General features: G+C 74.0%; 21 protein-coding genes and 1 tRNA gene. 12 read left to right on the top strand and 10 right to left on the bottom strand.

Translation table 11 applies throughout. The features are described 5' to 3' along the window. Positions 1–65: 65 nt before the first annotated feature. Both ABT354_RS03230 and ABT354_RS03225 read right to left on the bottom strand, forming a co-directional pair. Positions 66–935 (bottom strand): spermidine synthase, encoded by an 870-nt coding sequence (locus ABT354_RS03230; protein WP_351488275.1) that lies wholly within the window; start codon positions 933–935, stop codon positions 66–68. A 67-nt stretch (positions 936–1,002) separates the two neighbouring features. Then, complete coding sequence (locus ABT354_RS03225; protein WP_502983323.1) at positions 1,003–1,479, bottom strand: hypothetical protein; 477 nt, start codon at positions 1,477–1,479, stop codon at positions 1,003–1,005. A gap of 474 nt (positions 1,480–1,953) precedes the next feature. On the opposite strand from ABT354_RS03225, the gene ABT354_RS03220 reads away from it, so the two are divergent. Next, positions 1,954–3,300: an NsdA family TPR-like regulatory protein gene (locus ABT354_RS03220; protein WP_351488273.1), complete on the top strand. Its 1,347-nt coding sequence runs from the start codon at positions 1,954–1,956 to the stop codon at positions 3,298–3,300. Between the two features lie 433 nt (positions 3,301–3,733). Here ABT354_RS03220 and ABT354_RS03215 read toward each other — a convergent pair whose 3' ends face one another. From ABT354_RS03215 to ABT354_RS03200, 4 genes are read right to left on the bottom strand one after another with little or no spacing between them, the layout of a single operon-like run. Next, positions 3,734–5,071: an AAA domain-containing protein gene (locus ABT354_RS03215; protein ID WP_351488271.1), complete on the bottom strand. Its 1,338-nt coding sequence runs from the start codon at positions 5,069–5,071 to the stop codon at positions 3,734–3,736. Further along, the gene (locus ABT354_RS03210) at positions 5,068–6,654 is read right to left on the bottom strand and encodes a hypothetical protein (protein ID WP_351488268.1); all 1,587 of its coding nucleotides are present in this window, start codon (positions 6,652–6,654) and stop codon (positions 5,068–5,070) included. Before ABT354_RS03210 ends, ABT354_RS03215 begins: the two co-directional genes overlap by 4 nt. Next, positions 6,645–7,985, bottom strand: coding sequence for a hypothetical protein (locus ABT354_RS03205; RefSeq protein WP_351488265.1), 1,341 nt, complete (start codon positions 7,983–7,985; stop codon positions 6,645–6,647). Before ABT354_RS03205 ends, ABT354_RS03210 begins: the two co-directional genes overlap by 10 nt. After that, positions 7,894–8,916, bottom strand: coding sequence for a phosphatase PAP2 family protein (locus ABT354_RS03200; protein WP_351488263.1), 1,023 nt, complete (start codon positions 8,914–8,916; stop codon positions 7,894–7,896). The genes ABT354_RS03205 and ABT354_RS03200 overlap by 92 nt, the downstream gene beginning before the upstream one ends. 221 nt (positions 8,917–9,137) lie before the next feature. Between ABT354_RS03200 and ABT354_RS03195 the strand changes: the two genes are divergently transcribed. The 4 genes from ABT354_RS03195 (at position 9,138) to ABT354_RS03180 (ending at position 11,220) form a co-directional block, all read left to right on the top strand. After that, positions 9,138–9,746 carry a histidine phosphatase family protein gene (locus tag ABT354_RS03195; RefSeq protein ID WP_351488260.1) on the top strand — a complete coding sequence of 203 codons (609 nt, stop codon included), beginning with the start codon at positions 9,138–9,140 and terminating at the stop codon, positions 9,744–9,746. Positions 9,747–9,886: 140 nt separating this feature from the next. Then, positions 9,887–10,231 (top strand): DUF8844 domain-containing protein, encoded by a 345-nt coding sequence (locus ABT354_RS03190; protein ID WP_351488258.1) that lies wholly within the window; start codon positions 9,887–9,889, stop codon positions 10,229–10,231. Between the two features lie 199 nt (positions 10,232–10,430). Beyond that, positions 10,431–11,156, top strand: a complete 726-nt coding sequence (locus tag ABT354_RS03185; RefSeq protein ID WP_502983322.1) for a bifunctional DNA primase/polymerase — start codon at positions 10,431–10,433, stop codon at positions 11,154–11,156. Then, positions 11,147–11,220 (top strand) — tRNA-Lys (locus tag ABT354_RS03180). The genes ABT354_RS03185 and ABT354_RS03180 overlap by 10 nt, the downstream gene beginning before the upstream one ends. A gap of 145 nt (positions 11,221–11,365) precedes the next feature. Here ABT354_RS03180 and ABT354_RS03175 read toward each other — a convergent pair. Beyond that, positions 11,366–12,673: a M6 family metalloprotease domain-containing protein gene (locus tag ABT354_RS03175; protein ID WP_351488253.1), complete on the bottom strand. Its 1,308-nt coding sequence runs from the start codon at positions 12,671–12,673 to the stop codon at positions 11,366–11,368. A gap of 478 nt (positions 12,674–13,151) precedes the next feature. On the opposite strand from ABT354_RS03175, the gene ABT354_RS03170 reads away from it, so the two are divergent. Then, positions 13,152–14,879: a putative bifunctional diguanylate cyclase/phosphodiesterase gene (locus ABT354_RS03170; protein WP_502983321.1), complete on the top strand. Its 1,728-nt coding sequence runs from the start codon at positions 13,152–13,154 to the stop codon at positions 14,877–14,879. Between the two features lie 146 nt (positions 14,880–15,025). On the opposite strand, the gene ABT354_RS03165 is transcribed toward ABT354_RS03170, so the two are convergent. The 3 genes from ABT354_RS03165 to ABT354_RS03155 all read right to left on the bottom strand — a co-directional run bounded on the left by ABT354_RS03165 (position 15,026) and on the right by ABT354_RS03155 (position 19,008). Continuing rightward, a complete protein-coding gene (locus ABT354_RS03165; protein WP_351488248.1) occupies positions 15,026–16,723 on the bottom strand; it encodes a glycosyl hydrolase family 18 protein in 1,698 nt (565 codons plus the stop codon). Positions 16,724–16,954: 231 nt separating this feature from the next. After that, positions 16,955–18,031 (bottom strand): LLM class flavin-dependent oxidoreductase, encoded by a 1,077-nt coding sequence (locus ABT354_RS03160; RefSeq protein WP_351489146.1) that lies wholly within the window; start codon positions 18,029–18,031, stop codon positions 16,955–16,957. Between the two features lie 251 nt (positions 18,032–18,282). Then, positions 18,283–19,008: a maleate cis-trans isomerase family protein gene (locus ABT354_RS03155; protein WP_351488246.1), complete on the bottom strand. Its 726-nt coding sequence runs from the start codon at positions 19,006–19,008 to the stop codon at positions 18,283–18,285. A gap of 295 nt (positions 19,009–19,303) precedes the next feature. On the opposite strand from ABT354_RS03155, the gene ABT354_RS03150 reads away from it, so the two are divergent. The 6 genes from ABT354_RS03150 (at position 19,304) to ABT354_RS03125 (ending at position 25,034) form a co-directional block, all read left to right on the top strand. Beyond that, positions 19,304–20,782, top strand: coding sequence for an amidase (locus ABT354_RS03150; RefSeq protein WP_351488244.1), 1,479 nt, complete (start codon positions 19,304–19,306; stop codon positions 20,780–20,782). A 172-nt stretch (positions 20,783–20,954) separates the two neighbouring features. Further along, a complete protein-coding gene (ehuB, locus tag ABT354_RS03145) occupies positions 20,955–21,887 on the top strand; it encodes an ectoine/hydroxyectoine ABC transporter substrate-binding protein EhuB (protein WP_351488241.1) in 933 nt (310 codons plus the stop codon). Further along, positions 21,884–22,630, top strand: a complete 747-nt coding sequence (gene ehuC, locus ABT354_RS03140; RefSeq protein ID WP_351488239.1) for an ectoine/hydroxyectoine ABC transporter permease subunit EhuC — start codon at positions 21,884–21,886, stop codon at positions 22,628–22,630. Before ehuB ends, ehuC begins: the two co-directional genes overlap by 4 nt. Further along, positions 22,627–23,277: an ectoine/hydroxyectoine ABC transporter permease subunit EhuD gene (gene ehuD, locus ABT354_RS03135; protein WP_351488236.1), complete on the top strand. Its 651-nt coding sequence runs from the start codon at positions 22,627–22,629 to the stop codon at positions 23,275–23,277. The genes ehuC and ehuD overlap by 4 nt, the downstream gene beginning before the upstream one ends. 124 nt (positions 23,278–23,401) lie before the next feature. Then, positions 23,402–24,157: an ectoine/hydroxyectoine ABC transporter ATP-binding protein EhuA gene (ehuA, locus tag ABT354_RS03130; RefSeq protein ID WP_351489143.1), complete on the top strand. Its 756-nt coding sequence runs from the start codon at positions 23,402–23,404 to the stop codon at positions 24,155–24,157. A 118-nt stretch (positions 24,158–24,275) separates the two neighbouring features. Beyond that, positions 24,276–25,034, top strand: coding sequence for an IclR family transcriptional regulator (locus ABT354_RS03125; RefSeq protein ID WP_351488234.1), 759 nt, complete (start codon positions 24,276–24,278; stop codon positions 25,032–25,034). Positions 25,035–25,123: the final 89 nt, after the last annotated feature.

Below are 25,123 nucleotides of genomic sequence, written 5' to 3'. Positions count from 1 at the left end.
CCGAGCCCGGCCGGGTGCCGGGTCCGCGCCGGGTGCCGGGTCCGTTCCGGGTGCCGGGTCCGCCGTCAGGAGCGGTCGAAGGCGGCGGGCGGCGGGGCGGGCGAGGGGCGGGCCGCGGCGTCGGTGACCACCGCCGCGCCACCGGTGAAGTCGAGGAGTTCCCGGCCGTGTTCGACCCGGCCGGGGTGCGGGTCGCCCGCCACCCGCCGGGTCAGCTCGGCGAGCGGCAGCGGGGCGTCCGAGGCGAGCAGGACCGCGTTGCCGAAGAGGCGTCCGCGCAGGACGGCGGGGTCGGCGGCGAGCGCCAGCTCGGGGAAGACGGAGGCGGCGGTGGCGATCTGGCCCCGCAGATGGGCCAGCGGGGGGCCGTCGGTGAGATTGGCCGCGTACCGGCCACCGGGGGCGAGCGCCCGGCGGACCTCGGCGAGGAACTCGGCGCTGGTGAGATGGGCGGGGGTACGGGCCCCACTGAACGCGTCGGCGATGATCAGGTCGGCCCAGCCGTCGGGGATCCGGGCGAGCCCGGCGCGGGCGTCGAGGGAACGCACCCGTATCCGGGCACCGGGGTCGAGCGGCAGCCGCTCCCGGACCAGCCCCACCAGGGCGGCGTCGATCTCCACGATCTGCTGGGTGGAGCGGGGCCGGGTCGCGGCTATGTAGCGGGCCAGGGTGAAGGCGCCGCCGCCGAGGTGCACCACGCGCAGGGGGGTCCGCTCGGGAGCGGTGAGATCGGCGACATGGCCGAGGCGGCGCTGGTAGGCGAAGGTCAGCCGGGCGGGGTCGTCCAGGTCCACATGGGACTGCGGCGCGGAATCGATCAGCAGGGTCCAGCCCCGGGGGCGGTCGGGGTCGGGTATCAGCTCCGCCGTGCCGCCGTCCACGGCGGCGACCACTCCCCCGTCCTCGCCGCCACGCCGTCGTCTGCTCTTCGCCATGGATCCATTATCGCCGGGCCGGGCGACGGCGGGCCCCGGCGGGCGGCGGGAGGCCGGGGGAGGGCGGTCAGCGGCGGCTGTCGGCGGCGGCGATCAGGCGGGCGGCCTCGCCGAGGGCGCGGCGGAGCACGGCGGGGTCGGTGACCGTGCCGGTGTCGCCGGTGTCGCCGGGGACCGGGGGCAGCAGCCAGCGGCTGCCGGGCACCGGGGAGCCCGGGGCGGGGCGGGGGCCGCGGCCCCAGGGGTGGCCGCAGGCGCTGCCCGGCAGGTCCCAGCCGTCGGCGGTGCCGGGGGGCACCAGAAAGCCGAGGGTGTCCCGGCTGTCGTCGTGGAGGACCGGGCCGACGGCGCGGCCGGTGGTCCGCCGCAGGATGTCCACGGCCTCCAGGCCCTGCCGGGTGGGGACGGTCACCAGGTCGCAGCGGACCGGGAGGAAGGCACCGGGCGCGGGGCTGCTGTCCGGGGTGGGCCGGTGGTGGGCGGTGGTGGCCTGGGTGGTGTCCCGTTCCCGGGCGTCCCGCTCCTGGGTTTCCCGTCCCTGGATTTCCCGCTCCCGGGTGGTGGCCTGTGCCGCCGCCCAGGCGAGCCGCCACGGTGGAGGTGCGGCGAGCCCGGTGGTCGCGGTGCGGGCCGGAGGGTGCGGTGCCGTGGTCATGGTGGGTGCCTCGGGCGTCCGGACGCCACCGGCGCTGGTCTCCATGCCGACCTCCATCACGGGATCCTCTCGTCACTCGACCGGGAACACGGCTGGTGTCCCCCTGGGGGTTCAACGGTCCGAGCGCGTCAAGGGCTACGGCGCCACGCCGCCCAAACGATGGCAGTTCATGGCGGATCGCAGCGGAGACGTCCCTTTCGCCGTCACACTCCGTTGCAACAGGTCAGTGCGAGGCGTCCCAGGGAGGACCCGGCCATGATGTCGTCACCCCGGCCACGACCGGCGGATACCCCGGAAGTCCCCGGCGCCGGCCCGAGCCCCGGGCCGCCTCCCGGGCCGCCTCCCGGTCCGGTGCGGCGGCCGGTGCCGAACCCGGCGTTCCGGCGGCTGCGCGGTCCGCGGTCACCCGGCGAGTTCGCGACGGCGGTGCGCCGGGCCGCCCGGGAGATCGGTGAGCAGGTGTCCTGCGACGCACGGTACATCGGGCGGGTGGAGTCGGGTGAGATCCGCTGCCCCAACTACGCCTACGAGCGGGTGTTCCGTCATATGTACCCGGGTCTGACCCTGACGGACCTGGGGTTCGCGGCGCGGGAGACGGTACGCGGCGGTGGGCGCCGCCGCCGGGGCGCGCCGCCGTCCGGGGCGGCCGGGAGCCGGGCCGGTGGCGGCACCGGCGGTGAGGAGGGCGAAGTGTTACGTCGGGAGTTCATCACCAGCGGCCCCGCCACGGCGGCGGCCGCCTCGCTCGGGGCACACCCCGGGCTGGGCTCCGTCCTGCTCGGCGGCGCGGAGCCGGGCCGGCGGGCGGGCGAGCCGGAGGTGGCGGCGGTCGAGGAAGCGGTACGGCGGATCCGGCTGCTGGACGACCGGCACGGCGCCGAGGGGCTGCACCGGCGGGCGGCCAGGCCGCTGCGGGCGGCGTACGCCCTGCTCGACTCGGGGATCTCGGCGCGGCCCCCGGTCCTGGCGCGGCTGCACTCGGCGACCGGGGCGCTGGCGCTGTCGGTGGGATGGCTGGCGCATGACTCGGGCCGCCCGGAGGAGGCCCGCTCCCACTACGGCGAGGCGCTGGCCATCGCACGGGCGGCGGGCGATCCGGGCCTGGAGGCGCACGCCTTCGCCAATATCTCGATGCTCGCCCGGAGCCTGGGCCGGCACCGGGAGGCGGTCCGGGCCGCCGAGGCGGGCGCGCGGGCCGCCCCGGAGTCGGAAGGGCCGCTGCTGCCGGCGCTGCTGGCGCTGCGCGAGGCGGGCGGCCGGGCGGGCCTCGGTGACCGGGGCGGCTGCGAGCGGGCGCTGAGCCGGGCCCATCACCACTTCGAGCGGGGCGGTACGGAGGCGTGCCCGGAGTGGATGTCCTTCTTCGGCCGCCCCGAGCTGGAGGCGCTCCAGGCGCGGTGTCTGGCCATGCTCGGGGAGTGGCACCGGGCGGCCGGGCATCTGCGGACGGCCGTACGGCTCCAGAATCCCCACTTCGCCCGCAATCTCGCGATGTACGGGGCCGATCAGGCGCTGACACTGACCCGCTGCGCGGCCCCGGACGAGTCGGCGGCGGCGGCGCACCGGGTGCTCGATCTGGTGGAGGGCGGGGTCCGGTCGGCCCGGGTGGACGCGCTCCTCGCCTCGACGGCGACGGCCCTCCGCCCGCACCGACGCGTCCCCGAGGTCGCCGCCCTCCTGACCCGCCGCACCGCCTTCGGCGGGACCTGACGCCTGCCCGTGCCCCGGAGGGGTCCACGGCCACCCGACCGCCCCCGATGCCACCGTCCCGGAGCGTGGGCCGGGTACACCCCCCGGCCCGGTCATGGCGGGCGGCCGCGACCGGCCACCCCGCGCGCGGCGACCCGTACAGGCGCTGCGGCGGCCGTCACGATCGCGGCGGCACCGCTCCACCGGGGGAACCCGGAAGGCGCCGATCGCCGGACCGCTGGGCACGCTCGGCCGGCGACGACACCGGCCCGCGGAGTCGTGCTCGGCGAGCCATGGACCCGCCCGGACCCGGAGGCGCTCACCCCGGTGCCCCCGACCCCGCACGGACGACGGCGGCCCGGTAACAGCGGGCGGTTGCGACGGGCCACGCGGTGCGACGTGCGGTGACCCGCATGTGCCCGGGTGGGTGCCGGGGTGCGGCCCCGGTGGGGGGTCAGGGGGTGTACGGGACCCGGTGGCCGGACCAGCGGTCCCAGGTGGACATCATCGCCTCCCAGCCGTCGGGGAACTTGACGGTGACGCCGAGCTGGACCGGTTCGGTGGAGGGGTGGTCGTCGAGGAGGTCGGCGACGCCCGCGCGGCAGACGACGACGCAGGCGTTGCGGTGGCGGGAGGTCAGCACGCAGAGGCGGCCGGTCTCCAGATGGAAGGCGGTGGCGTCGGGGCGGCCCGAGAGGGGGTGGAGGACGACGGTGACATCGAACTCGCGGCCCTGGAGGCGGTTGGCGGTGTCCACGGTCACCCCGGTGACCCCGGTCTCCGCGAGGGCCGCGCGGACCGCGGCGGCCTGGTCGCGGTGGGCGGTGCCGACGGCGACCCGGTCGGCGGTGACCGGGGTGGGCGCCGTGTCGGCGGTCGCGGTCGCGGCGGCCCCCCGGTCGAGGAGGCGGCGGACGACCAGGGCCACGGCGCGCACCGCCTCCGGGTCGGTGCGCGGGGTGTGCCGGGCGGGCAGTTCGAGCAGGCCCCACCCCGACTCGGCGGCCTCATCGAGCACCCGGTCGGGGGCGGAGCCGTCCGATGCCACCCCGAAGGTCAGCTTCCGGTCCGCCGGGCCGGTGCCGCTGCGGAAGGGCGCGTACGGGTAGAAGGCGTCGGAGACCAGGCCCGCAGCGGAGGCGGGCAGCCGCCAGGAGACCGGCAGCCGCAGCTGGGGCAGTTCCGGATTGTGGGCCAGCAGGGTGGAGACCGCGCTGCTGGCCGGATCGTAGGAGAGCCCCGCCCACTGCTCCGCGCCCACGATGGAGAACGGGTCCAGCTGACCCGGGTCGCCCACGAACAGCGCCCGCTCGAAGAGACCCGCCACCGCGAGGAGCGCGTCCGAACGCATCTGGTACGCCTCGTCCACGATCGCGTGCCGCCAGGGCTCGACCCCCTGGACATGCGCCCACTTCGCCGCGGTGGAGACCACCACATCCAGCGGCGCCAACTCGGCCGCCTTCGCGGAGGTCCGTACCTGGGGCAGCGCGTCCAGCGCCCGGTCGTACGGGTCGGGGTCGCTGCTGTGCAGCCGCCCCACCGGCAGCTCGGGCTCCGCGCGGGCGAGCCGGAGCACCAGATCGTCCACCTGGGCGTTGGTCTGCGCGATGATCATCAGCCGCCGGCCGCCCGCGGCCAGCTCCCGGGCGGCGCGGACCACCAGCGTGGACTTGCCCGCGCCGGGCGGGGAGTCCACCACCACACCCCGGTGGTCCCCGTCCAGGGTGGCCGCGAGGATGGCGTCGGTGGCCTCCTTCGCCGCGGCGGCGGGGTCGAAAGCGGTCGCGGTCACAGCAGATCCTCCGGGGTCACCGGGTCGGGGGCCTCCGCGTCGGCGCCGGGCGGGCCGCCGTGGGTCCACGGTGTCTCCTCCGGCTCCGGCAGCTTCGGCCCGCCCCGGGGGGCGTGTTCGAACAGGGTCCAGGCGATCCGGTCGCCCTTCTCGGGGACGGTGCCCGGGGCCGGCTCCTTCGACCGGCCCATCCGGTCCAGGATCCGCAGGACCAGCACCCCGTCGGCCTCCCGGCGCACCAGCTCCGCCGCCTGGGGTTTGCCGTCCAGATCGCGGTAGACCTTCAGCCGCTCGGCGAGGTGCGGGGTGTCGTCGGTGCGCAGGCTCACCAGCGGGCGCGGCGCGGGCCGCTTCGACTCGGACCAGGCCATCACCACCTCGGTGACCTCGGCGGTGAACGCCTCCCCGGCGAGCCGGCGGCCCGCGAGCACCAGGGGGTCGTCCAGCGCCTCCTGGGCCTCCAGCTGGGCCTGGGCGGTCTCCCGGGTGGCCAGTTTGCGGGCGGCGGTGACCGCGTCGTCCCGGCGGGGCTGGGGCGGCTCCCCGGCCCGTACCCGGTCCCGGTGGGCGGTGAAGGACCAGCGGTCACGGGTCCAGCGGTCCTCGGCCCTGGCCCCCTCGGGCAGCTCCCGCAGCAGGTCGAGGGCGTGCCAGACCGCCGCCCAGGTGGGCTCCAGCTGGGTCCGGAGGGCGTCCCGGATGTCCCGCTCGGCCACGGTGAGCTGGCCGAACCAGCCGTCCGCCGCCACGCCGTCCTGGGCCTCGCCCAGCTTCAGACGGACCCGGTCGTACGCCTCCACCGCCGGGGCGAGGATCTGGTTGTCGAAGGCGGGGTCGGTGGCGGGCCCGGCGGGCGGGCAGAGCAGCTGCCCCCGCTCGTCCCGCCCGGTCTCGGCGCGCAGTGCCGCCGCCGCGCCCGGGGTGCCGGGGGGCGGGTCGATCCAGGCGAGCAGCGCGCCCAGGTGCTGGTCCTCCACGGAGGACTGGCCGGTGGCCCAGTGCCGGTTCAGCAGATCGGTGGCGGCGAGCAGCAGCGAGGAGCCGGGGACCCGGGCGCGCTCGCCGTAGTGGGTGAGCCAGCGGCCGAGGAGCGGGACATACGGCGGGGCGGGGTACGGGGTGTCCGGGTCCTGCTCGGTGGTGCGGCGGAACCGCATGGAGCGCCCGAGGAGGCGGACGAAGTCGACGGCGGCCCGGCCGGGGACGATCAGCTGGGGGGCGTCCCGGCACAGCTCGGCGGTGACCCGGGCGCGGCTGCCGGTGGCGGGGTCGGTCTCCAGGCGCTCCACGGGCTCGATGTCGTCGGCGTACCCCTCGATATGGGGCAGGACGGCGTCGGCCAGCTCGGCGAGGAAGGCGAAGCGGAGGTCGCGGTCGCGGGGCTGGGCGACGGTGAGCAGGGTGGGCCGGTCCCGGTCGGTGCCGACGAGCGCGCCGAGGGGGGCGCCCGCCTCTCCGGCGGTGGTGAGCGGGACCAGGACCAGCGGGCGGTCGCCGAGGTGGCGGTGGCGGACGGTGGTCAGCGGCTGGGCGCGGCCCGACTCCACGGCCTCCAGCCGGGCCAGGGTGGTCATCAGCGGCATTCTCCGGCCTCCTCCCCCGCGTACTGGTGCCCGCCGGCGGGGTCGTCATGTCCCCGGGCGGCGGGGACGTCGGCCACCGGGGCTCCCGGGGGCGCGACGACGGACGCGGCGGACGGGGAGGGCACAGCGGACACCCCGGGTGCTCCGGAAGCCCCGGGTGCCCTGGAAGCCGCCCCGGGTGCTCCGGGTGGTGCTGCGGGGCCGGTGCGCCCCAGGGCCTCGGCGCGCAGGGCGGCGGCCCGGCGCAGGGTCGCCACGGCGGGGTCGGCCGGGTCGCCCGAGGCGCCCCGGGCCGCGTCGAGCACCTCGCCGATGGTGGTGAGGCCGCCCAGCTCGCCCCGGACGGAGCGGCCGAGGGTGGTCACCCCGCCGTCGGCACGGGCCCGGTCGCGGCAGTGGAAGGCCAGCTCGCAGGCGGCGAGGCAGTCGGGGGCATAGGCGGCCTCGACGGCCTCAACGGCCTCGGTCAGCTGATCGGCGGGGCACTCCGGGTCGAAGGTGCGGCCCTCGGGGACCAGGGCCGCGATCTCCTCGATCCGGGTCAGCCGGCGGAGCTGGCGGAGGGTGACCGCGCGCTGTTTGCGGATGTCCACCCAGGAGCCGGTGGGGAGGTTGGAGAAGTCCTTGGGGCAGACCAGCAGCACCCGGTCGCGGACGGTCGCGCCGGGGACATGGGCGGCGACCCGCTCCAGGGCCAGGGCGTAGACGGCGGCCTGCCGGGCGGCGGCGCCGACCTTGGCGGCGTCGGCGGAGCCGTCGATCATCGGGAAGGACTTGATCTCGACCACGGTCCAGTGGCCGTCGGGGTGGACGACGACCGCGTCGGGCTCCAGATAGACGGGGGTGCCCGCGACCTCCAGCATCAGCATGGGGTGGTCCAGCAGGCTCCACCCCCCGGCGGCGGTGGTCTGCCGCAGGGCGAGCGAGGTGCGCGCCGCCCGCCCCTCGGGGCCGGCGGCGGCGAGGTCGGGCCGGTCGACCCCGGCTCCCTCGGCACCGAGCAGCCGCATCAGCTCGGCGCCGCCGTCGGACTTCACCCGGGCCTCGAAGGCGTTCCCCCGCATGAAGGCGAACTGGGACTGGCCGAAGGAGGCGGGTGAGCCGAGGGCGAGGGCCAGTCTCGCCTTGTCCACTCCGGCGCCGTCCAGCAGCGCCCGCCGGGAGCAGCCGGGGTTGGCCGCGAGCGCGGCCAGCGACCGGGCGTCCAGCGGGCGCGGGCGGACGGCGGGACCGCGCAGCTCAGCGAGCCGCTGCCGGAGTGGTGTCGTCGGCCGCCGGGGAGGTGTCGTCGGCGCCTGCGGAGGTGGTCCGCTGCCCAGGGATTCGCTCACCCGGGGCAGTCTGGCACCCGGTACCGACAATCGGGGCCCGTCCGGCGGAGTTGTCCTGGCCGGAGCGGTCCGTACGGTCAGCGCGATCGGTGCGCTCGGTGCGCTCGGTGCGGTCCATACGGCCCGTACGGTCGGTGCGGTCCTCGGTGGCGGCCCGTGCGACGGCGACGGCCGCGGCGGGGGCGAGCCGGGCCCGTACCCGGTCGGCCAGCCGCATCGCGGGGGCGGTCAGCAGCAGTCCGAGCCCCATCACCGCGGCGCCCGCCACGGCGTCGAGGAAGTAGTGGTTGGCGGTGCCCATCACCACGATCACGGTGACCAGCGGATAGGCGACGGCGCAGGACCGCATCAGCGGGCCGCGGCCGAACCGCCACATGATCACGCCGCACCAGATCGCCCAGCCGACATGGAGGCTCGGCATCGCCGCGTACTGGTTGGTGAATCCCCCCATGCCGCGCGGGGCGCTCGCCTCGGTGCCCCACCAGCCGTAGGAGCTGTACTGCGCCATGGTGTCCACGAAGCCGTGGTGCGCTTCGAGGAGCCGGGGCGGACAGGTCGGCATCAGGGTGAATCCCACCAGGCCCAGCAGGGTGGAGAGCATCAGCCAGGTGCGGGCGGCGCGGTAGCGGACGGCGTGGCTGCGGAAGAGCCAGACCAGGACGAGGGGGGTGACGAGATAGTGCAGGGACGCGTAGAGGAAGTCGGCGGGGACGCCGATCGCCGGGGTCGAGGTGAAGAGGTCGTTGAGCGGGGTCTCGAAATCCAGGTGGAGGGCCCTTTCGGCCCTGAGTATCGCGAGTCCGTGGTCGACCGCGGTGTCCACATCGCCGCGCGCGAGCAGCCGCCCCGCCGAGTAGGCGACATAGACGACGGCTATGAGTATGAGTTCGGTCCACCAGCGGGGCCGAGGACCGGGTGCGTGGTAAGGCATCCGAGCGTTTTTCCCCCTGTTTGCTCTCCGGTGGCGCGGTGTTCCTCGGGTCGGCGGCCACCGGTCAACCGTACGGTGCTATGCGTGCCGCTCCGCGGCAGGGTCCCGACTCAGGGTGGGACGCGGAGATCGTCCCATGGGTTGCCTGTGAGTCGCCCGGGTGTCGGCTGAGCGATGATGAACGGTCACCACCTGCACTTATCACCTACGGAGGCCGTGATATGGCACCGCGGATCCTGCTCGTCCGGCATGGTCAGACCGAATGGTCGCTGTCGGGCAGGCACACCGGCCGGACGGACATCCCGCTGCTGAAGGAGGGGCGGCGCGGGGCCGAGCTGCTGGGCGAGCGCCTGCGGCGGGCCCCCTGGTCGGGTCTGCCGGATGTGGAGGTCAGGACGAGTCCGCTGGCCCGCGCGGCCGAGACCTGCGAGCTGGCGGGGTTCGGCGGGCGGGCGACGCCGTGGGACGCGCTGATGGAGTGGGACTACGGCGCGTACGAGGGGCTGACCCCGGCGGAGATCAAGGACCGGGCGGGTCCGGAGTGGCTGATCTGGCGGGACGGGGTACTCGGGGGTGAGGAGCTGGCCCAGGTCGCCGCGCGGGCGGACGAGGTGGTCGGCTGGGCCCGTGAGGCCGACCGGGATGTGCTGGTCTTCGCGCACGGCCACATCCTGCGGGTGCTGGTCGCGCGCTGGCTGGGCTTCGAGCCGTCGTTCGCGGCCCGGGTGAAGCTGGACCCGGCCTCGCTCTCGGTCCTGGGCTGGGCGTACGGGGCTCCCTCGGTGGACCACTGGAACGATGTGGCCCATCTGGAGAGCGAGAAGGGCTGAGCCGACGCCCCGCGCGGAGGGGGCGGGAACCGGCGCCCGGAAGGGGCGGCCGGGGTGTGTCCCGCGCCCTCTTGCGGGGCCCTGGAGAATGGAGGGCGGTCCGGATGAGCCGGTGGACCCGTGCGAGGAGGAAGCAGCACATGGCGGAACCCCAGCAGCCCGCGCCCAGGATGCGGCCCGCGCCCCTGCTCTTCGAGCCGTCGGAGGCGGTCTCCGACCCGGAGCACTTCTTCGATCTGGAGTCGATGGACGACCCCCGGGAGCTGTTGTCCCGGTCGACGGAGCTGACGCTGGCCTTCCGGGCCGCCGCCGACCGCGCCTCCGAGTTCCAGGCGCTCGCGGCGGCCCAGCTGGCCGATCCCCGGCGGTTCGACCGGCTCACCGCGCGGGACATCGCCGACCGGGCGGGATGGACCGAGGACTACGCCCGGAAGATGATCGAGTTCGGGCGGGGGCTGATCCGGGACGGCGGCGTCCCGCAGTAGGCCCGGTGCCGGAGCCGGCGGGCCCGGGCCACCCGGGTCAGGCCCACCCGGGTCAGGTCCGCCCGGGTCGGCCTCCGGCATATGCGGAGTGGGCGGGCACGATACGCGCTTCCGCAGCCCTGTGTCCCGGTTTTCCCCAACACTGGGCTGCCGTCCGGTCACTCCGGGTACATCTGGACCCATGAGCGCACCGCGATCCATGAGCACCCGGGCCACCCCGACGGGCGGCCCGTACGGACCCGGCGGATCCCCGGATCAGGGCGGTCGGCGCGGCCGACGCGGGCCGGGCACCCAGCGCGGTCAGGGCAGCCAGAGCGGTCAGGGCAGCGGCGGGGCGGCCGGCTCCCCGCGCCCCGGGGGCGGCCGGAGCGCCGAGGTCACCCCCGCCGGGCTGGAGTGGCTGGCCTCGGCAGGAACGTATCCGCGTGCCCTGCGCGCCCACTGGGAGGCCGAGCCCGCCGCCCCCGCCGTACTGCCCTGCGGTTCCGTTTTCGATGTGGTCAGCGTGGACACGGTCTTCGGCCGCCAGATGCTGGACCGGCTCTGGGACGAGGGACCCGGCTCCGGGCCGGTCGCCGCCCACCGGGCCCGGACGCTGCTCTTCACCGCCCCCGGGACCGCCGCCCGGCTGCCCGCCCTGCTCGCCTGGGAGGAGTGGGGCGACTCGGTGCCACCGCCGCTCTGCCACGGCACCGGGGACGCGATCACCGTACCGCCGGTGACCCCGGGGGACGGCGGCGCTCCGGGCTACCGCTGGCTGGTCGCGCCCGATGCCCGGCATCCCTGGCTCCCCGGGCCCGAGGTGCTGCTGTGGGCCTGCGTCCGGGCCGCCCGGGGCGCGGTGGCCGCCCCCAGGGCGCGGCGATCGATTTTTCTCCCCGGCGACCAGGATGCTAATGTCTTCGATGTCAGCAGGCGCCGCTAGCTCAGTTGGTTAGAGCAGCTGACTCTTAATCAGCGGGTCCGGGGTTCGAGTCCCTGGCGGCGCACCGACGGAAGAGACCCTCTCGCTCAGCGAGGGGGTCTTTTCGCTGCTCACGGACGTTTCCGGCGCTCCCGGGTGCTCCGCCGCGCCTCCGGGTCCCTCCGGTGCTCCCGGGTGCTCCCGACGGGCCGTGGACGGGGGTACGGGGCTCAGCGCTGCGGGCGGGCCGTGTCGATCTCGACGGTCCAGGCGCCGGAGTCCGTACGGTCGGCCACGCTCACCCGTACCCGCTCCCCGGGCAGGGTGAAGGTCTCCCCCACCCCCAGCGGCGCGTCGGCCAGCTCCGGATAGACCGAGCGGTCCCAGCACGCCTCGCTGTCCGGATGGGTGTCCACCACCTCGATGGGCCCACCGCCCGACGCGGTGTCCGCGTGGACCCGGTAGAGCAGCACCCCCTCCGTGCAGAGCCCGTCGTCGTTGCCGACGGAGCCGCGCGCCTCGATGGCGAGCGCGGTGCCCGGACCGGTGCGCACCACGGCCAGCCGGGTGCCGAGCCCGCCCCCGGGCGCGGGCGCCCCGATCGGCTCCAGGGTGATCCGCGCCGGGCCGGTCAGACACCGCACGGCCCGCGCGTCCAGCCACCCCAGCTTCCACTTGTGCCAGCCGAAGAGGTCCGGGGCCATCCCGAACTGGCTGCCCATGACGTCCCAGTCCCCCACATGGGTGTCCCAGTCGCCCTTGCCGTCGACCGGCCGGTGGTAGAGGTCGGGGAGGTCGAAGACATGCCCGGTCTCATGGGCCAGGACATTGCGGTCGGGCGGATGGCGTTCGAAGACGGTCACCACCCGCTTGATCCCGGTGCCGTCGACCCGTAGCGGCCGGTCGAAGTTGACGACCTTGGTGGCGTCGGAGTCGACACCGGGGGCGTCCGGGTCTGCGACCAGATAGACGATGTCGTACCGGGAGAAGTCGACCTCGCGGTCGGCGGCGGCGAAGGCGTCCCGCAGATAGGCGCCCCGGTGCCGGGCGTCCCAGTCGCGGCTTATCCCGTACGCGGTGGACTCCCTCGGCATGCTCACCCAGTGGCCCAGCGCGTGCGGGCGGAGCGAGAACCGTCCGTACGAGGAGCGCTCGAAGAACCCGCTGGTGGCGGGGAAGTGGTCGGCGGCCAGCAACCCGGGGTCGTGGCGGGGTTCGGCGTCGGGGAAGGAGAGGAAGACCATCACCGCGTCGAGGGCGCGGACGGGGCGGGGATAGGCGGAGTTCCAGCTGTCCAGGCCGAGGGAGTGATGGGCGGGGGTACGGGGCAGGGCGCAGGGGGAGAGCGCGGTGGCGGCGGCGGCCGGGCCGGCCACCAGGGAGGTGGCGACCATCGCCGTCAGCGAGGTGAGGGCCGCCGCGACCCTGCGGAGCCGACCCCGCTCACCACCCTCGTCCGTACCCCGTCCACCGCCGTCCGGGTCCCATCCGTCGCCGCCCGTACCCCGTCCGCCGTCGTCCGGGGTCGCGCCGTCCACTCCCCCGGGTGTTCCCGAGGGTGACTGCTGACCCGCCACGTGGACCTCCGGCTCAGGATGGGACGACTCCACAACCACTTTGTCGTGGTTTGGTGTTATACGCCCCGTTCCGGTGCCCCACTCGGGTGACCGATCGGACCCTGTCCCTCGATACGCCGACACTCCGAAGGGTCACGGAATGTCACAACCGTTCATCTCGGAAACGACCTCGGCAAAGACCCGCGCAGAAACGATCGGCCGGTGCCCCCGGACGGACCGCACCCAAGTGGTGGAGCTGGAACGCCTCTGGGGCAGCCCCTATGATCGGCACACTTTCCCGACCTCTTTGCCCTAGTCCCCGACCCTTCGCGACCACATCTGTACGCGCCTGTACGAGCTGTACGACCCTGTACGAGACCACTGCACTCGGGAGTGAGCGGTGAGAGCAAGCACCGATGGAGCAGGGCCCACGGAGATCGCGGCCCCCGGCGGGAACCGGCTGCGGATAGCGGAGCGTGACAACGGCTCCCCCGTCGAGCCGCGTGACTACCGGTCCGTCTTCACCTCGGCACCCGCCGCCCTGGCACTTCTCGACCACGAGGGTCTGATCGTCCACGCCAACGCCGCCTTCGCCGCCCTGATCGGCGACGACCCCGAGGCGCTGCGCCGCAGACCCGCCGCCGACCTCCTCGATCTGACCGCCGACCGCCGCGCCGGGGACGCCTACCGCGAGGTGCTGCGCGGACGGCGCTCCCGCTTCCGCTGCACCCGGCGGCTCAAGCACACGGACGGCGGCGTCCTGTGGGCCGAGGTGAGCGTCGCCCCGCTGCCCGGGGCACCCGGGGTCGTCCTCTCGGTCACCGATGTCGGCGAACGCCGCGAACTGCGGGCCCGGCTGCGCCACCTCCAGATGCACGACACCGTCACCCGGCTGCCCAACCGCGCGCTCTTCTTCGAACGGCTGACGGCGGCGCTGGACTCCTCCGCGTACGACCACGGCGCCACCGGCCGGATCGGGCTCTGCTATCTCGACCTGGACGGCTTCAAGGCCATCAACGACACCCTCGGCCACCGGGTCGGCGACCGGCTGCTGGCGGCCGTGGCCGTACGGCTCACCGAGTGCACCGGCGCCGAGGGCCATCTGGTGGCCCGGCTCGGCGGCGACGAGTTCGCCGTCCTGGTGGAGGAGTCCACCGGCACGGACCAGGTCGCCGAGGTCGCCCGGACCGTCCTCGACGCGCTCCAGCGCCCCTTCGACCTCGACGGACAGCGGCTCTCGGTCTCCGCCTCCATCGGGGTGGTGGAACGGGCCGCGGCGGGCACCACCGCCACCGGGCTGATGCAGGCGGCCGACACCACGCTCTACTGGGCCAAGGAGGACGGCAAGGCCCGCTGGACCCTCTTCGACCCGGAGCGCAACGCCCACCGGGTGACCCGGCAGGCCCTCGCCTCCACCCTGCGGCCCGCCGTCGAACGGGGCGAGTTCGCCCTGGAGTACCAGCCGCTGGTGGGGCTCGCCGACGGGGTGACCCGGGGCGTGGAGGCCCTGGTGCGCTGGAACCACCCCGAGTTCGGCACCCTCACGCCGAATCGGTTCGTCGGGATCGCCGAGGAGGACGGCTCCATCGTCCAGCTGGGCCGCTGGGTGCTGCGGACCGCCTGCCGCCAGGCCCGGCAGTGGCAGCGCGACCACCCGGGTGCGCCACCGCTCTTCGTCAGCGTGAATGTCGCCGTCCGGCAGGTCTGGGACTCCGACCTGGTGGCGGATGTGGCGGAGATCCTGGCCGAGACCGGGCTCGCCCCCCGGCTGCTCCAGCTGGAGCTGACCGAGTCGGCGGTGATGGGCTCGGCGGGCCGGCCGCTCCAGGCGCTCCAGGCGCTCAGCGACATGGGGGTGCAGATCGCGATCGACGACTTCGGCACCGGCTACTCGAACCTCGCCTATCTGAGCCGGCTGCCGGTGTCGGTACTGAAGCTGGACGGGTCCTTCGTCCGGGGCTTCCAGGACGAGGCCCATCCGAACCCGGCGGACGAGACGATCGTCGAGGCGATGGTCCAACTGGCGCACCGGCTGGGGCTCACGGTCACGGCCGAGTGCGTGGAGACCTCCGGCCAGGCCGCCCGGCTGCGCCGGATCGGCTGTGACACGGGCCAGGGCTGGCTCTACTCCCGCGCGGTGCCCCCGGACCGGATCGGAGAGCTGATCAGCGCCCCCCTCTCGGCCTGACGCTCCGCTCCGGGGCACACATGGATACCGCCCCCGGGCGGAAGGGGTGGCTTCCGGCCGGGGGCGGCGGTGTGGGGGGTTTCACCGGCCCCCGCCGACCGTGTGGGGCCGGGCGGCGGGGGACCGATGCGGTGGGGGTGGGGGGTTCAGCAGGGGCCCTGGTCGCGCCAGACGCCCCACTGGCCGGTGGTCCCGGGCTCTTCGCCCTGCGTCCACCATCCGGCCTTCCACACGCGGCCCTTGTGAGCGACCAGCGTGTTGGTGTTGTACGTACCGCTCGCCGCCCAGGCCGTCGCGGTGCACCCGGGGCCCGGCTGCGAAGGCGACGGGTTCGGGTTGGACGGCGTGGGGTTCGGCGTCGTCGGGTTGGGGTTCGGGTCCACCGGGGAGGGGCCGACCGCCGCGACGATGTCGTTGAGCAGCGTGGTCTGCTCGTCCAGACCGATCAGCGAGTAGAGCATCGCGCCGCCGAGACCGCGCTGGTGGGCGTAGTCGGCACGGGCCTTGATCGCCCGCTTGTCGAGGCCGGTGAAGAACTCGCCGTCCTTGTAGAAGTACGCGGCCTTGGCCTCGTCGTCCCAGAAGGTGGTCGCCGGGTTGTCGACGATCCCGGGCAGTTCCTTGTAGTTGGCGATGCCCGCCTGCTGGCTCAGCGGACGCGCGGCGCTGCCACCGTTCGCCGACTGGCCCAGACCGTTCTTGGCACCGGCCGGGACGCTCTTCCAGCCCCGGTAGTACATCTCGTACCCGAGGGTGAGCTTCTTCGCCGGGAAGCCGCCCGCGATGCCGTAGGCCGGGCTGCCGTCGAGCCACGCCTTGACGGCGTTGTCGATGGAGTACTTCTCGGTGCCCGGCGCGATCGGGTCGGTCGGGTCGGAGGCCGGGGAGTACAGCGGCGACTGGTGGTACGTCGGGCCGTTGGTCCGCCAGGAGCCGTGCATGTCGTAGGTCATGATGTTCGCGTAGTCGAGGTACGCGCCCACCTTGTCCGTCTCGATGTACTTGATCTTGTCCTGGCCGGCCGGCATGGCGGCGGTCAGCAGGTACTTCTTGCCGCCGTTGGCCGCGCCGTACTCATCGAGCTGCTTGCGGAACTCGGCCAGCAGCAGGGTGAAGTTGGCCTTGTCCTCGGGGCCGACATGGTTGCCGAGGTGACCGCCGCTGGAGCCGGGGTACTCCCAGTCGATGTCGATGCCGTCGAAGATCCCGGCCGCCGAGCCGACACCGCCGTAGCCGTCGGCGACGGGCAGGTCGCCCTTGAGGTACTGCTTGATACAGGAGGCGACGAGCTTCTTGCGGCTGGCGTCGGTCTTGGCCGCGTCATGGAAGTACTTGGAGAACGTCCAGCCGCCCAGCGAGATGTTGATCTTCAGCTTGGGGTACTTGACCTTCAGCTTCTTGAACTGGTTGAAGACGCCCGCGATCGGCTGGTCCCAGCGGTCCGCGACGCCGTCGACGCTGGTCGCGGCGTTGAAGGTCCGCTGGTAGTCGGCGTAGGAGTCGCCCGCGCCGTCACCCGCGTTGGGGTTGTTGTCGTCCCCCGCCGCCTTGTTCGCCTGGAAGCAGGTGAGATCGGTCGGGTGGATGTTCCCGAACGAGTAGTTGATGATGTCCAGCTTCCCCGCGATACCCCGGGTGTCCAGGTGCTTGGGGTAGAAGGCGTTGCCGTACACGCTCCACTGGTCGTAGTACGCGATCTTCACTCCGCCGGTGGTGGGGGCAGCGGCGGCGGTGTTCTGGGGGGACGTCGCGCTGGCCGTACCGGTGGCGGCGAAGCCGGCCAGGCCGCCGGCGGCTATCGCCGCCGTCGTCAGGGCCGCGATCAGGGGTCTGCGGGAGCTCACGAACAGCCTCCGTGTGGGGGGAAACGGGGCTCCTGGAACAGGAGTTGACAAGGAAACAGATAGCGATTCAGCCATCGCCCGTCAATGGTCCCGACCAAATAAGGACTAGACCAATCGGAGCGAGAAACCGCTCGTCACGGGGGTGTGGACACAAGTAAGCCGCCTGTACACCGTGGTGACAAGCGGCTTAAGGAGCGGTTAAGGGTATGTTGAACAAGCCATAGGAACGGTTCACTCATAAACCACTGCGGAAGCCTCTTCCCGGGGCAAGTCGTAGGCGTCGGCGATCAGCTCGTACGAACGGAGCCGCGCCCCCGCACCGTGGACATTGCTGGTGATCATCAACTCGTCCGCCCCGGTCCGCGCGCGCAGCCCGTCGAGACCCGCCCGGACCGCGTCCGGGGTGCCCTGGACGACATTTCCCAGCCAGTCGTCGATGAACTCCCGCTCCGCGCCGGTGTACGGGTATCCCCGCGCCTCCTCGGGGGTCGGGATCAGGCCGGGGCGGCCGGTGCGCAGCCGGAGCATGGAGAGCGCGCCGGTCAGCACCTGGTCCCGGGCCTCCCGCTCGTCGTCGGCGGCGAGGGCGGAGACCCCGATCAGGGCGTACGGGGTGTCCAGTACCGCCGACGGGCGGAAGGACTCGCGGTAGAGGTCGAGCGCGGGCACGGTGCCCCGGGCCGAGAAGTGGTGGGCGTAGGCGAAGGGCAGCCCGAGCGCCCCGGCGAGCCGTGCGCTGAAGCCGGAGGAGCCCAGCAGCCAGACGGGGGGCCGCGAGGCGGCGCCCTGGACCGGGCCGGGGACGGCGCGCACCCGGGCGAGGGGGTGGCCTTCGGGGAGGTCGTCGTCGAGGAAGCGGATCAGCTCGGCGAGCTGCCGGGGGAAGTCCTCGGCACCCTCCCGGAGGCGGTCGGTCCGGCGCAGCGCGGCGGCGGTCGCGCCGTCGGTGCCGGGGGCGCGGCCGAGTCCGAGGTCGATCCGGCCCGGGGCCAGCGCCTCCAGGGTGCCGAACTGTTCGGCGACGACCAGGGGGGCGTGGTTGGGGAGCATCACTCCGCCGGAGCCGAGCCGGATGGTCCGGGTGTGGGCGGTGAGACGGGCGAGGATCACGGCGGGCGAGGAGGAGGCGACACCGGGCATGGAGTGGTGCTCGGCGACCCAGAAGCGGTGGAAGCCCCGGGACTCGGCGAGGCGGGCGATCCGTACCCCGGTGAGCAGGGCGTCCCGGGCGGTGGTGCCCTCGCCGACGGTGGCCAGGTCGAGGACGGAGAGGGGGACGGGGGCGCGGCCCCGGGCGGTGCCCCTGATGCCGTGGGGGGCTTCGCCGGTGGCCGTTCCGCCGGGGTTCGGGTCCCCGTCCGCCGTCCGCTCTGTCCGGTCACCGCCCGGGGCCGTCTCCGTCACCTTCGCCGCCCTCCTCGTCCGCCCATGTCCGTGTCAGCCGTGTCAGCCGTGTCCGGCCGTGTCCGGCCGTACTCAAGGGCCAACGGGAGGCCATCTCCGTTTTGTTCCCGGACCCGGGCTCCGGTGCGCGGGTGCTCGGGTGCTCGGATGCTCGGTCAGAGGCCCGGTTTGGCGAAGAGCCGGCCCAGATGGAAGGCCCAGGCCCGGCGGTCCGCCAGCCGCAGTCCCTCCCAGACGGTGACCTGGCTGGCGGTCAGCACCGGCTTGCGCAGCTCCGCCTCCAGATCCTCCAGGTGGGCGACGGTGTGCAGGGCGGTGTCCGGCAGCAGTACCGCCGCCGCCTCCGGATGGTCGGCCGAACGGGCCAGCTCCAGCACCTCGTCCCGGCCCCAGCCGGCCGCGCGCGCCGCCGGGACCGACCCGTCGCCGCCGGCCGCCGCCACCACCTCCACCCCCTCCGAGGCCAGGAACGCCGTACAGCGCGCCATGATCTCCGCCGGCCAGATCGCCGCGACGCCGACCTTCGCGGCGCCCAGCCTCCGTACCGCGTGGGCGAAGCCGAAGGAGGTGCTGGACGCGGGCACCCCCGCCGACCGGGCCAGCTCCCGGATCTGCCGCTGGGCGCCCTCCGGGCCACGGATGAACCCGCCGACCGCCGAGGCCCAGACCACCGACGCGGCACCCGCCAGCCGCAGCTCCTCCACGCCCGCCGCGAGCCGCTCGGGGGCGCCCAGGGCGAGCAGCTCCGGCTCGCCATAGGTGTCCTCGGCGAGATCGGTATGGACCAGGGGCAGTCTGATGTCGCTGTCGAGAAGCACCTCCAGCCGGGGGTAGTCGTCCTCGGCCAGGTGTCCGGGGTAGAGCAGTCCGACCGTGGTCATCGTCCAGTCCGGCCTTTCTGTCGACGCGGGGCGCTGTGCGCGCCCCGGGGTCATCAGGTACCACCGACCGCCCCCGCCCAAGCGTCCTTGGCGCCGTCCGTGCGTCCCGGCTCCCCGTACACCCTGCCCGTCCCGTCCGCCCCGCCCGCGCGGCCCGGCACCCCGTACACCCCCGTACACCTCCGTACTCATGCCGGACACCGGGCCGGGGAGCACGACCGGCGTACGGGGGCAGTGCGGGGGCAGGGTCAGGGGCCCGGAGGTGAGCGGTCCGCCCTCTGGGTACCTCCCGGGTATGACTGCTGACCGCACCGACCTCCCGGGAGCGGACCGGGTCGCCGCCGCCTCCGCCGCGCCGCCCGCCCCGGACTCCCTCGCCGATATGACCGCCTGTCAGCTGCTCGACGGCTATCGCCGGGGGGAGTTCTCCCCGGTCGAGGCGGTGGGCTCGGTGCTGGAGCGGGCCGAGCGGATCCAGCCGCTGGTCAACGCGTTCGTCCGGGTCGACTCCGAAGCCGCCCTGGTCCAGGCGCGGGCCTCGGCCGAGCGGTGGGCCCGGGGCGCGCCGTGCGGGCCCCTCGACGGTGTCCCGGCGACCGTGAAGGATCTTCTGCTCCAGCGCGATGTCGCCGCCCTGCGCGGCTCGCTGACCGTGGGCGCGGGCACGGTATCGGCGGAGGACGCCCCCTCGGTGGGGCGGCTGCGCGCGGCGGGGGCGGTGCTGATGGGCCGGACGACGACCCCGGAGTTCGGTTGGAAGGGGGTGACCGACTCGCCCCGGCACGGGGTGACCCGCAACCCGTACGACGTCACCCGGACGGCCGGTGGCTCCAGCGGCGGCAGCGCGGCGGCGGTGGCGCTGGGCGCGGGCCCGCTCTCGCTGGGCACCGACGGCGGCGGCTCGGTCCGTATCCCGGCCGCGTTCTGCGGGATCTTCGGGCTGAAACCCACCTACGGCCGGGTGCCGATCCATCCGCCGAGCCCCTTCGGCACCCTCTCCCATGTCGGCCCGATGACCCGGGACGCGGCCGACGCGGCGCTGCTGCTCGATGTGATCAGCGGTGCCGACTGGCGCGACTGGTCGCATCTGGGCCCCGCCGAGACCGTCCGCGACCGCCTCGGCGAGGGGGTGCGCGGGCTGCGGGTGGGGTACTCGGCCTCCTTCGGCGGGCAGGTCGCGGTGGATCCGCCGGTGGCGGCGGCGGTACGCGGGGCGGTGGCCGCGCTCGCCGCGCTGGGGGCGTATGTGGAGGAGGCCGACCCCGATGTCGCCGACCCGGTGGAGGCGTTCCATGTGCTGTGGGCGGCGGGGGCGGCCCGGATGATCCAGCCGCTGGGGCCGGCGCAGCGCCGTCAGCTGGACCCGGGGCTGCGGGAGCTGGCGGCGGCCGGGGCGCGGATCAGCGCGGTGGAGTATCTGGCGGCGGTGGACGTCCGGATGGAGCTGGGGCGGCGGATGGGCCGCTTCCACACCTCGTACGACCTGCTGGTCACGCCGACGCTGCCGATCACCGCCTTCGAGGCGGGGACCCAGGTGCCGCTCTCCTCCCGGCATCGCCGCTGGGCCGGCTGGACGCCCTTCACCTACCCGTTCAACCTGACCCAGCAGCCCGCCGCGACCGTGCCGTGCGGGCTCGGGCGGGACGGGCTGCCGATCGGGGTGCAGCTGGTCGCGGCCCGGCACCGGGACGCGCTGGTGCTGCGGGCGGCGCACGCGCTGTACGGGGCGGGGGTCGCGGACCTCCCCCGGCCGGGGCTGCCCGCCACGGTCTGAGCCCCCGGCGGCCCGGCCCCCGGCCTCCCGGCACCCGTACCGCCGTCGGGAAGGCCCGTCCACCGGGGGCCCGTCCGCCGGGGAGGGCCCGTACGCCGGAACCAGGCAACCGGAACCCGGGCCGCCGGAACCGGGCCGCATACCCCCGGGCCGCCGGGGTAGCCGCTGCGCCATGGCTCGACCACGGCAGAGAACCACGCAAGGAACGGCGCCGAACCGCCCCGGCCCCCGCCGGCGCGCCCTGCTGACCGGGGCCGCCGCCCTCGGCACGGCGGCGACCCTGGGGCTCACCAGCGCGTGCAGCAGGGTGGACACCTCCGACGACGGCGACGGCGGACGGCTGCTGGAGCGGCTGCGCGCGCAGGGCACCGTACGCCTCGGTCTCGCCGGTGAGCAGCCCTTCGGCTATATCGGCAAGGACGGCCGGATGACCGGCTCCGCGCCCGTCGTCGCCCGCCGGATCTTCCGGGAGCTGGGCGTGGCGAAGGTGGAGCCCTTCCCCACCGAGTTCGGCTCGCTGATCGCGGGGCTGAACTCGCTCCAGTTCGATGTGGTCGCCGCCGGGATGTACATCACCCCCGCCCGCTGCGAGCAGGTGATCTTCGCCGATCCCGAGTACCAGATGCGCAGCGCCTTCGTGGTGCCGAAGGGCAACCCGCGCAAGCTGCGCTCGTACCGGGACATCGCCGAGTCCGGCGCCCGGATGACCACCGGCGTCGGCTATGCGGAGATCGCCTACGCCGAGGAGGCCGGGGTACGGAATCTCCGCACCCTCCCCGATCAGCTCGCCGGGCTGCTCGCCGTGGAGCAGGGCCGGGCCGATGTCTTCGTCAGCACCGCCGTCGCCGTGCGCAACGCCGTACGGAACTCGGGGTCGTCGCGGATCGAGGCGACCGAGGAGGTCACCCCGTACCTCGACGGGAAGCCGGTGGTGGACACCGGCGCGTTCGCCTTCCGCAGCCCCGAGACCGCGCTGCGCGACGCCTTCAACCGGGAGCTGCGCACGTTGAAGCGGAGCGGTGAACTCCTGGAGCTGATGCGGCCCTTCGGCTACACGAAGGACGAGATGACGACCCTGACCGCCGAGGAGAAGTGCCGCTCATGAGCGATATCACCCCGGGGTTGTGGCAGCTCCTGCTGCACGGGTTGTGGATCACCGTCCAGCTCACCGTCTACAGCACCCTGCTCGGCGCCGCCGTCGCCCTGGCCACCGGACTGGCGCGGACCCATCGCCGGTGGATCGTCCGCTTTCTCGCCGGGGTCTACTTCGAGGTCTTCCGGGGGACATCGGCCCTGATCCTGATGTTCTGGATCTTCTTCGTGCTGCCGCTGGGCTTCGGCTGGCAGCTGGTGCCGATGTGGGCGGCGGTGCTGTCGCTCGGACTCACCTATGGCGCCTACGGCTCCGAGGTGGTCCGGGGCGCCGTCGCCGCCGTACCGGAGGGACAGCGGGAGGCGGGGGTGGCACTCGGCTTCACCCCCGCCCAGCGGCTCCGCCGGATCGTGCTGCCGCAGGCATGGCCCGAGATGATCCGCCCGTTCAACAATCTGCTGATCGAGCTGCTCAAGGGCACCTCACTGGTGTCGATCATGGGCGTCTCCGATATCGCGTTCGGCGCCGCGCTGGTCCGCAACGCCACCGGGCAGAGCGCGCCGGTCTACACGGTGATCCTGGTGGCCTACTTCGTCCTCGCCTTCACCCTCACCCGGGGGATGCGGGCGCTGGAGCGGCGGGCCCGGGACGAGGGCGGCACGGCCGCCCCCACGGCCACCGGCGGCCAGGACGGCGGCGACCGTACCCCCCGGGCGGCGAAACTCCCCGCGACGGTCGGGGGTGAGCGCCGATGACCTGGGACTGGTCGGCGGTCGACGCCTTCATGCCCCGCTTCTGGGACGGTCTGTGGGTCACCCTCCAGGCCCTGGTGCTGGGGGCGCTGCTCGCCTTCGGCCTCGGCCTGGTCTGGGCGGTCGCCCAGCGCTCGGGACCCGCCGTGGTGCGCTGGCCGGTGACGGCGGTGACGGAGTTCATCCGCAACACCCCGCTCCTGGTCCAGCTCTTCTTCCTCTACTACGTCCTGCCGGAGTGGGGGCTGACCCTGTCGGCGACGGTCACCGGGATCGTCGGCCTCGGACTGCACTACTCCACGTACACCGCCGAGGTCTATCGCGCCGGGATCGACGGTGTACCCGCCGGGCAGTGGGAGGCGGCCACCGCGCTGAACCTCTCCCGCCCGAGGACCTGGTTCGGGGTGATCCTCCCGCAGGCGCTGCGCCGGGTCGCCCCCGCGCTGGGCAACTACGTCATCGCGATGCTGAAGGACACGCCGATGCTCTTTGTCATCGGGGTGGTGGAAATGCTCGGCGCGGCACGGCAGTTCTCGGCCGAGACCTTCCTGACCGTGGAGGCGTTCACCGTCGTCGGGGTCGCCTTCATCGTCCTCTCCTATCCGGCATCCCTTCTTCTGCGAGCACTGGAGCGTCGTTTTGTCCGCTGACACCGCCGGACCGGCCGATACCGCCACGACCACCGATCCGGCCCCGGGAACCACCCCGGGGACGGACACCAGCCCGGGTACGGACAGCAGCGAGGGCGCGGGCACCCCCGGCGGCGCCCGGGAGCTGATCCGCTTCGACCGGGTCACCAAGAGGTTCGGCGACCAGACCGTCCTGGACGCGCTCGACCTCTCCGTGCACCCCCGTAAACACGTGACGCTGATCGGCCCGTCCGGCTCCGGCAAGACCACCATCCTGCGGCTGCTGATGACCCTGCTGCGCCCGGAGGAGGGAACGATCAGGGTCGGTGACTCCTATCTGACCCATGAGGAGCGGAACGGCGGACTGGTGCCCGCCGGGGAGAAGCACATCCGCGCGGTGCGCCGGAACATCGGCATGGTCTTCCAGCACTTCCATCTCTTCCCGCACATGAGCGTGGAGCGAAATCTCACCGAGGCGCCCGTGCATGTCCTCGGCCTCTCCCGGGACGAGGCCCGCGAGCGCGCCCGGGAGCTGCTGGAGCTGGTGGGGCTCGGGGACCGCGCCGACGCCCGGCCGGGGCAGCTCTCCGGCGGGCAGCAGCAACGGGTGGCCATCGCCCGCGCGCTGGCCATGCGGCCGAAGGTGCTGCTGCTCGACGAGGTCACATCGGCGCTCGACCCGGAGCTGGTCGCCGGGGTGCTGGACCTGCTGCGGGACATCGCCCGTTCCACCGATGTCACCCTGGTCTGCGTCACCCACGAGATGGGGTTCGCCCGGGACATCTCCGACTGCGTGATGATGTTCGACGAGGGCAAGGTGATCGAGTACGGACCGCCGGACAAGATCTTCGGCGCGCCGGAGCACGACCGTACCCGGGAGTTCCTGAGCGCGGTGCGCTGACCGGTCCGGGACCCTCCCTCGCCGGTACTTCTCGTCAACAGTCGCCCATTCGCTCGCCCTTGGCCGCTATCGTGATACGGATGCTGCTGTGCGGTGACCGACCTGCTAGGGGGAGACCGTGGCGCTGAAGCCGGAGCCGACCGCGCCGTTCCACTCGGTGCAGTACGTCCTGCGCGTGCTGGAGACGGTCTCACGGCACCCGGGCGGGGTCACCGACGCCCAGATCGCCCGGGAGACCGGACTGCCGACCGGGCATCTCGCCCCGCTCCTCGCGATGCTGCTCCGCGAGGGATATGTGGAACGGGTGTCGGACGGCGCGTATGTGATCGGTGACTCCCTGGTGCTGCTGGGCTCCGGCGCCAGCAGACAGCAGGCCCTGGAGACCAAGCTCCAGGACACCCTGGCGGAGATCAGGGACTCGGTGGGCGCCGCCGTCTATCTCAGCCGCTATGTCGACGGCGAGGTGCGGATCACCCAGTACGCGGACGGCCCGCACGCCCCCAAGGTCTACGAGTACGTGGACTTCCGCTCGGCCGCCCACGCCAGCGCCCTCGGCAAATGCCTGCTCACCCAGCTCGACCCGAACGGGCGCCGGGACCATCTGGCCCGCCACAAGATCACCCGCTTCACCTCGCGGACGATCACCAGCGAGAAGCTGCTCTTCTCCAAGCTGGACAGCCAGCCGCCGACCGTCCCGGTGCTCGACCTCCAGGAGTACGCGGTGGGTACGGTCTGCGCGGCCGTGCCGCTGACGGCGGGTGCGGCGGTGGGCTGTCTGGCGCTCTCGCTGCCGGTCGAACACGCGCACCGGCTGCGCGCGGCGGCCGACAAGCTGAACCGCAAGGCGGCACCGGTGGTGCTCTCGCTGGTCCTCTAGGTACCGCAGGGGTCCCGGGGCCGCCTTCCGCAGGGCGCGGGGGCCCCTTCCCGGGCCCTGGGCCGGTCCTGACGGGCTTCGGGCCCCAT

The sequence above is a fragment of the Streptomyces sp. NPDC000594 genome (assembly GCF_040299965.1).
Taxonomy (GTDB): Bacteria; Actinomycetota; Actinomycetes; order Streptomycetales; family Streptomycetaceae; genus Streptomyces.
This window is presented reverse-complemented; position numbering and strand designations above follow the sequence as displayed.

Excerpts from the sequence above, each read along its gene's own strand:
- ehuC (WP_351488239.1), top strand. The coding sequence starts at position 21,884 with ATGAGCGATATCACCCCGGGGTTGTGGCAGCTCCTGCTGCACGGGTTG.
- ABT354_RS03200 (WP_351488263.1), bottom strand. The coding sequence starts at position 8,916 with ATGCCTTACCACGCACCCGGTCCTCGGCCCCGCTGGTGGACCGAACTC.
- ABT354_RS03155 (WP_351488246.1), bottom strand. The coding sequence starts at position 19,008 with ATGACCACGGTCGGACTGCTCTACCCCGGACACCTGGCCGAGGACGAC.
- ABT354_RS03195 (WP_351488260.1), top strand. The coding sequence starts at position 9,138 with ATGGCACCGCGGATCCTGCTCGTCCGGCATGGTCAGACCGAATGGTCG.
- ABT354_RS03230 (WP_351488275.1), bottom strand. The coding sequence starts at position 935 with ATGGCGAAGAGCAGACGACGGCGTGGCGGCGAGGACGGGGGAGTGGTC.
- ABT354_RS03190 (WP_351488258.1), top strand. The coding sequence starts at position 9,887 with ATGGCGGAACCCCAGCAGCCCGCGCCCAGGATGCGGCCCGCGCCCCTG.
- ehuD (WP_351488236.1), top strand. The coding sequence starts at position 22,627 with ATGACCTGGGACTGGTCGGCGGTCGACGCCTTCATGCCCCGCTTCTGG.
- ehuB (WP_351488241.1), top strand. The coding sequence starts at position 20,955 with ATGGCTCGACCACGGCAGAGAACCACGCAAGGAACGGCGCCGAACCGC.
- ABT354_RS03210 (WP_351488268.1), bottom strand. The coding sequence starts at position 6,654 with ATGCCGCTGATGACCACCCTGGCCCGGCTGGAGGCCGTGGAGTCGGGC.
- ABT354_RS03150 (WP_351488244.1), top strand. The coding sequence starts at position 19,304 with ATGACTGCTGACCGCACCGACCTCCCGGGAGCGGACCGGGTCGCCGCC.
- ABT354_RS03185 (WP_502983322.1), top strand. The coding sequence starts at position 10,431 with ATGAGCACCCGGGCCACCCCGACGGGCGGCCCGTACGGACCCGGCGGA.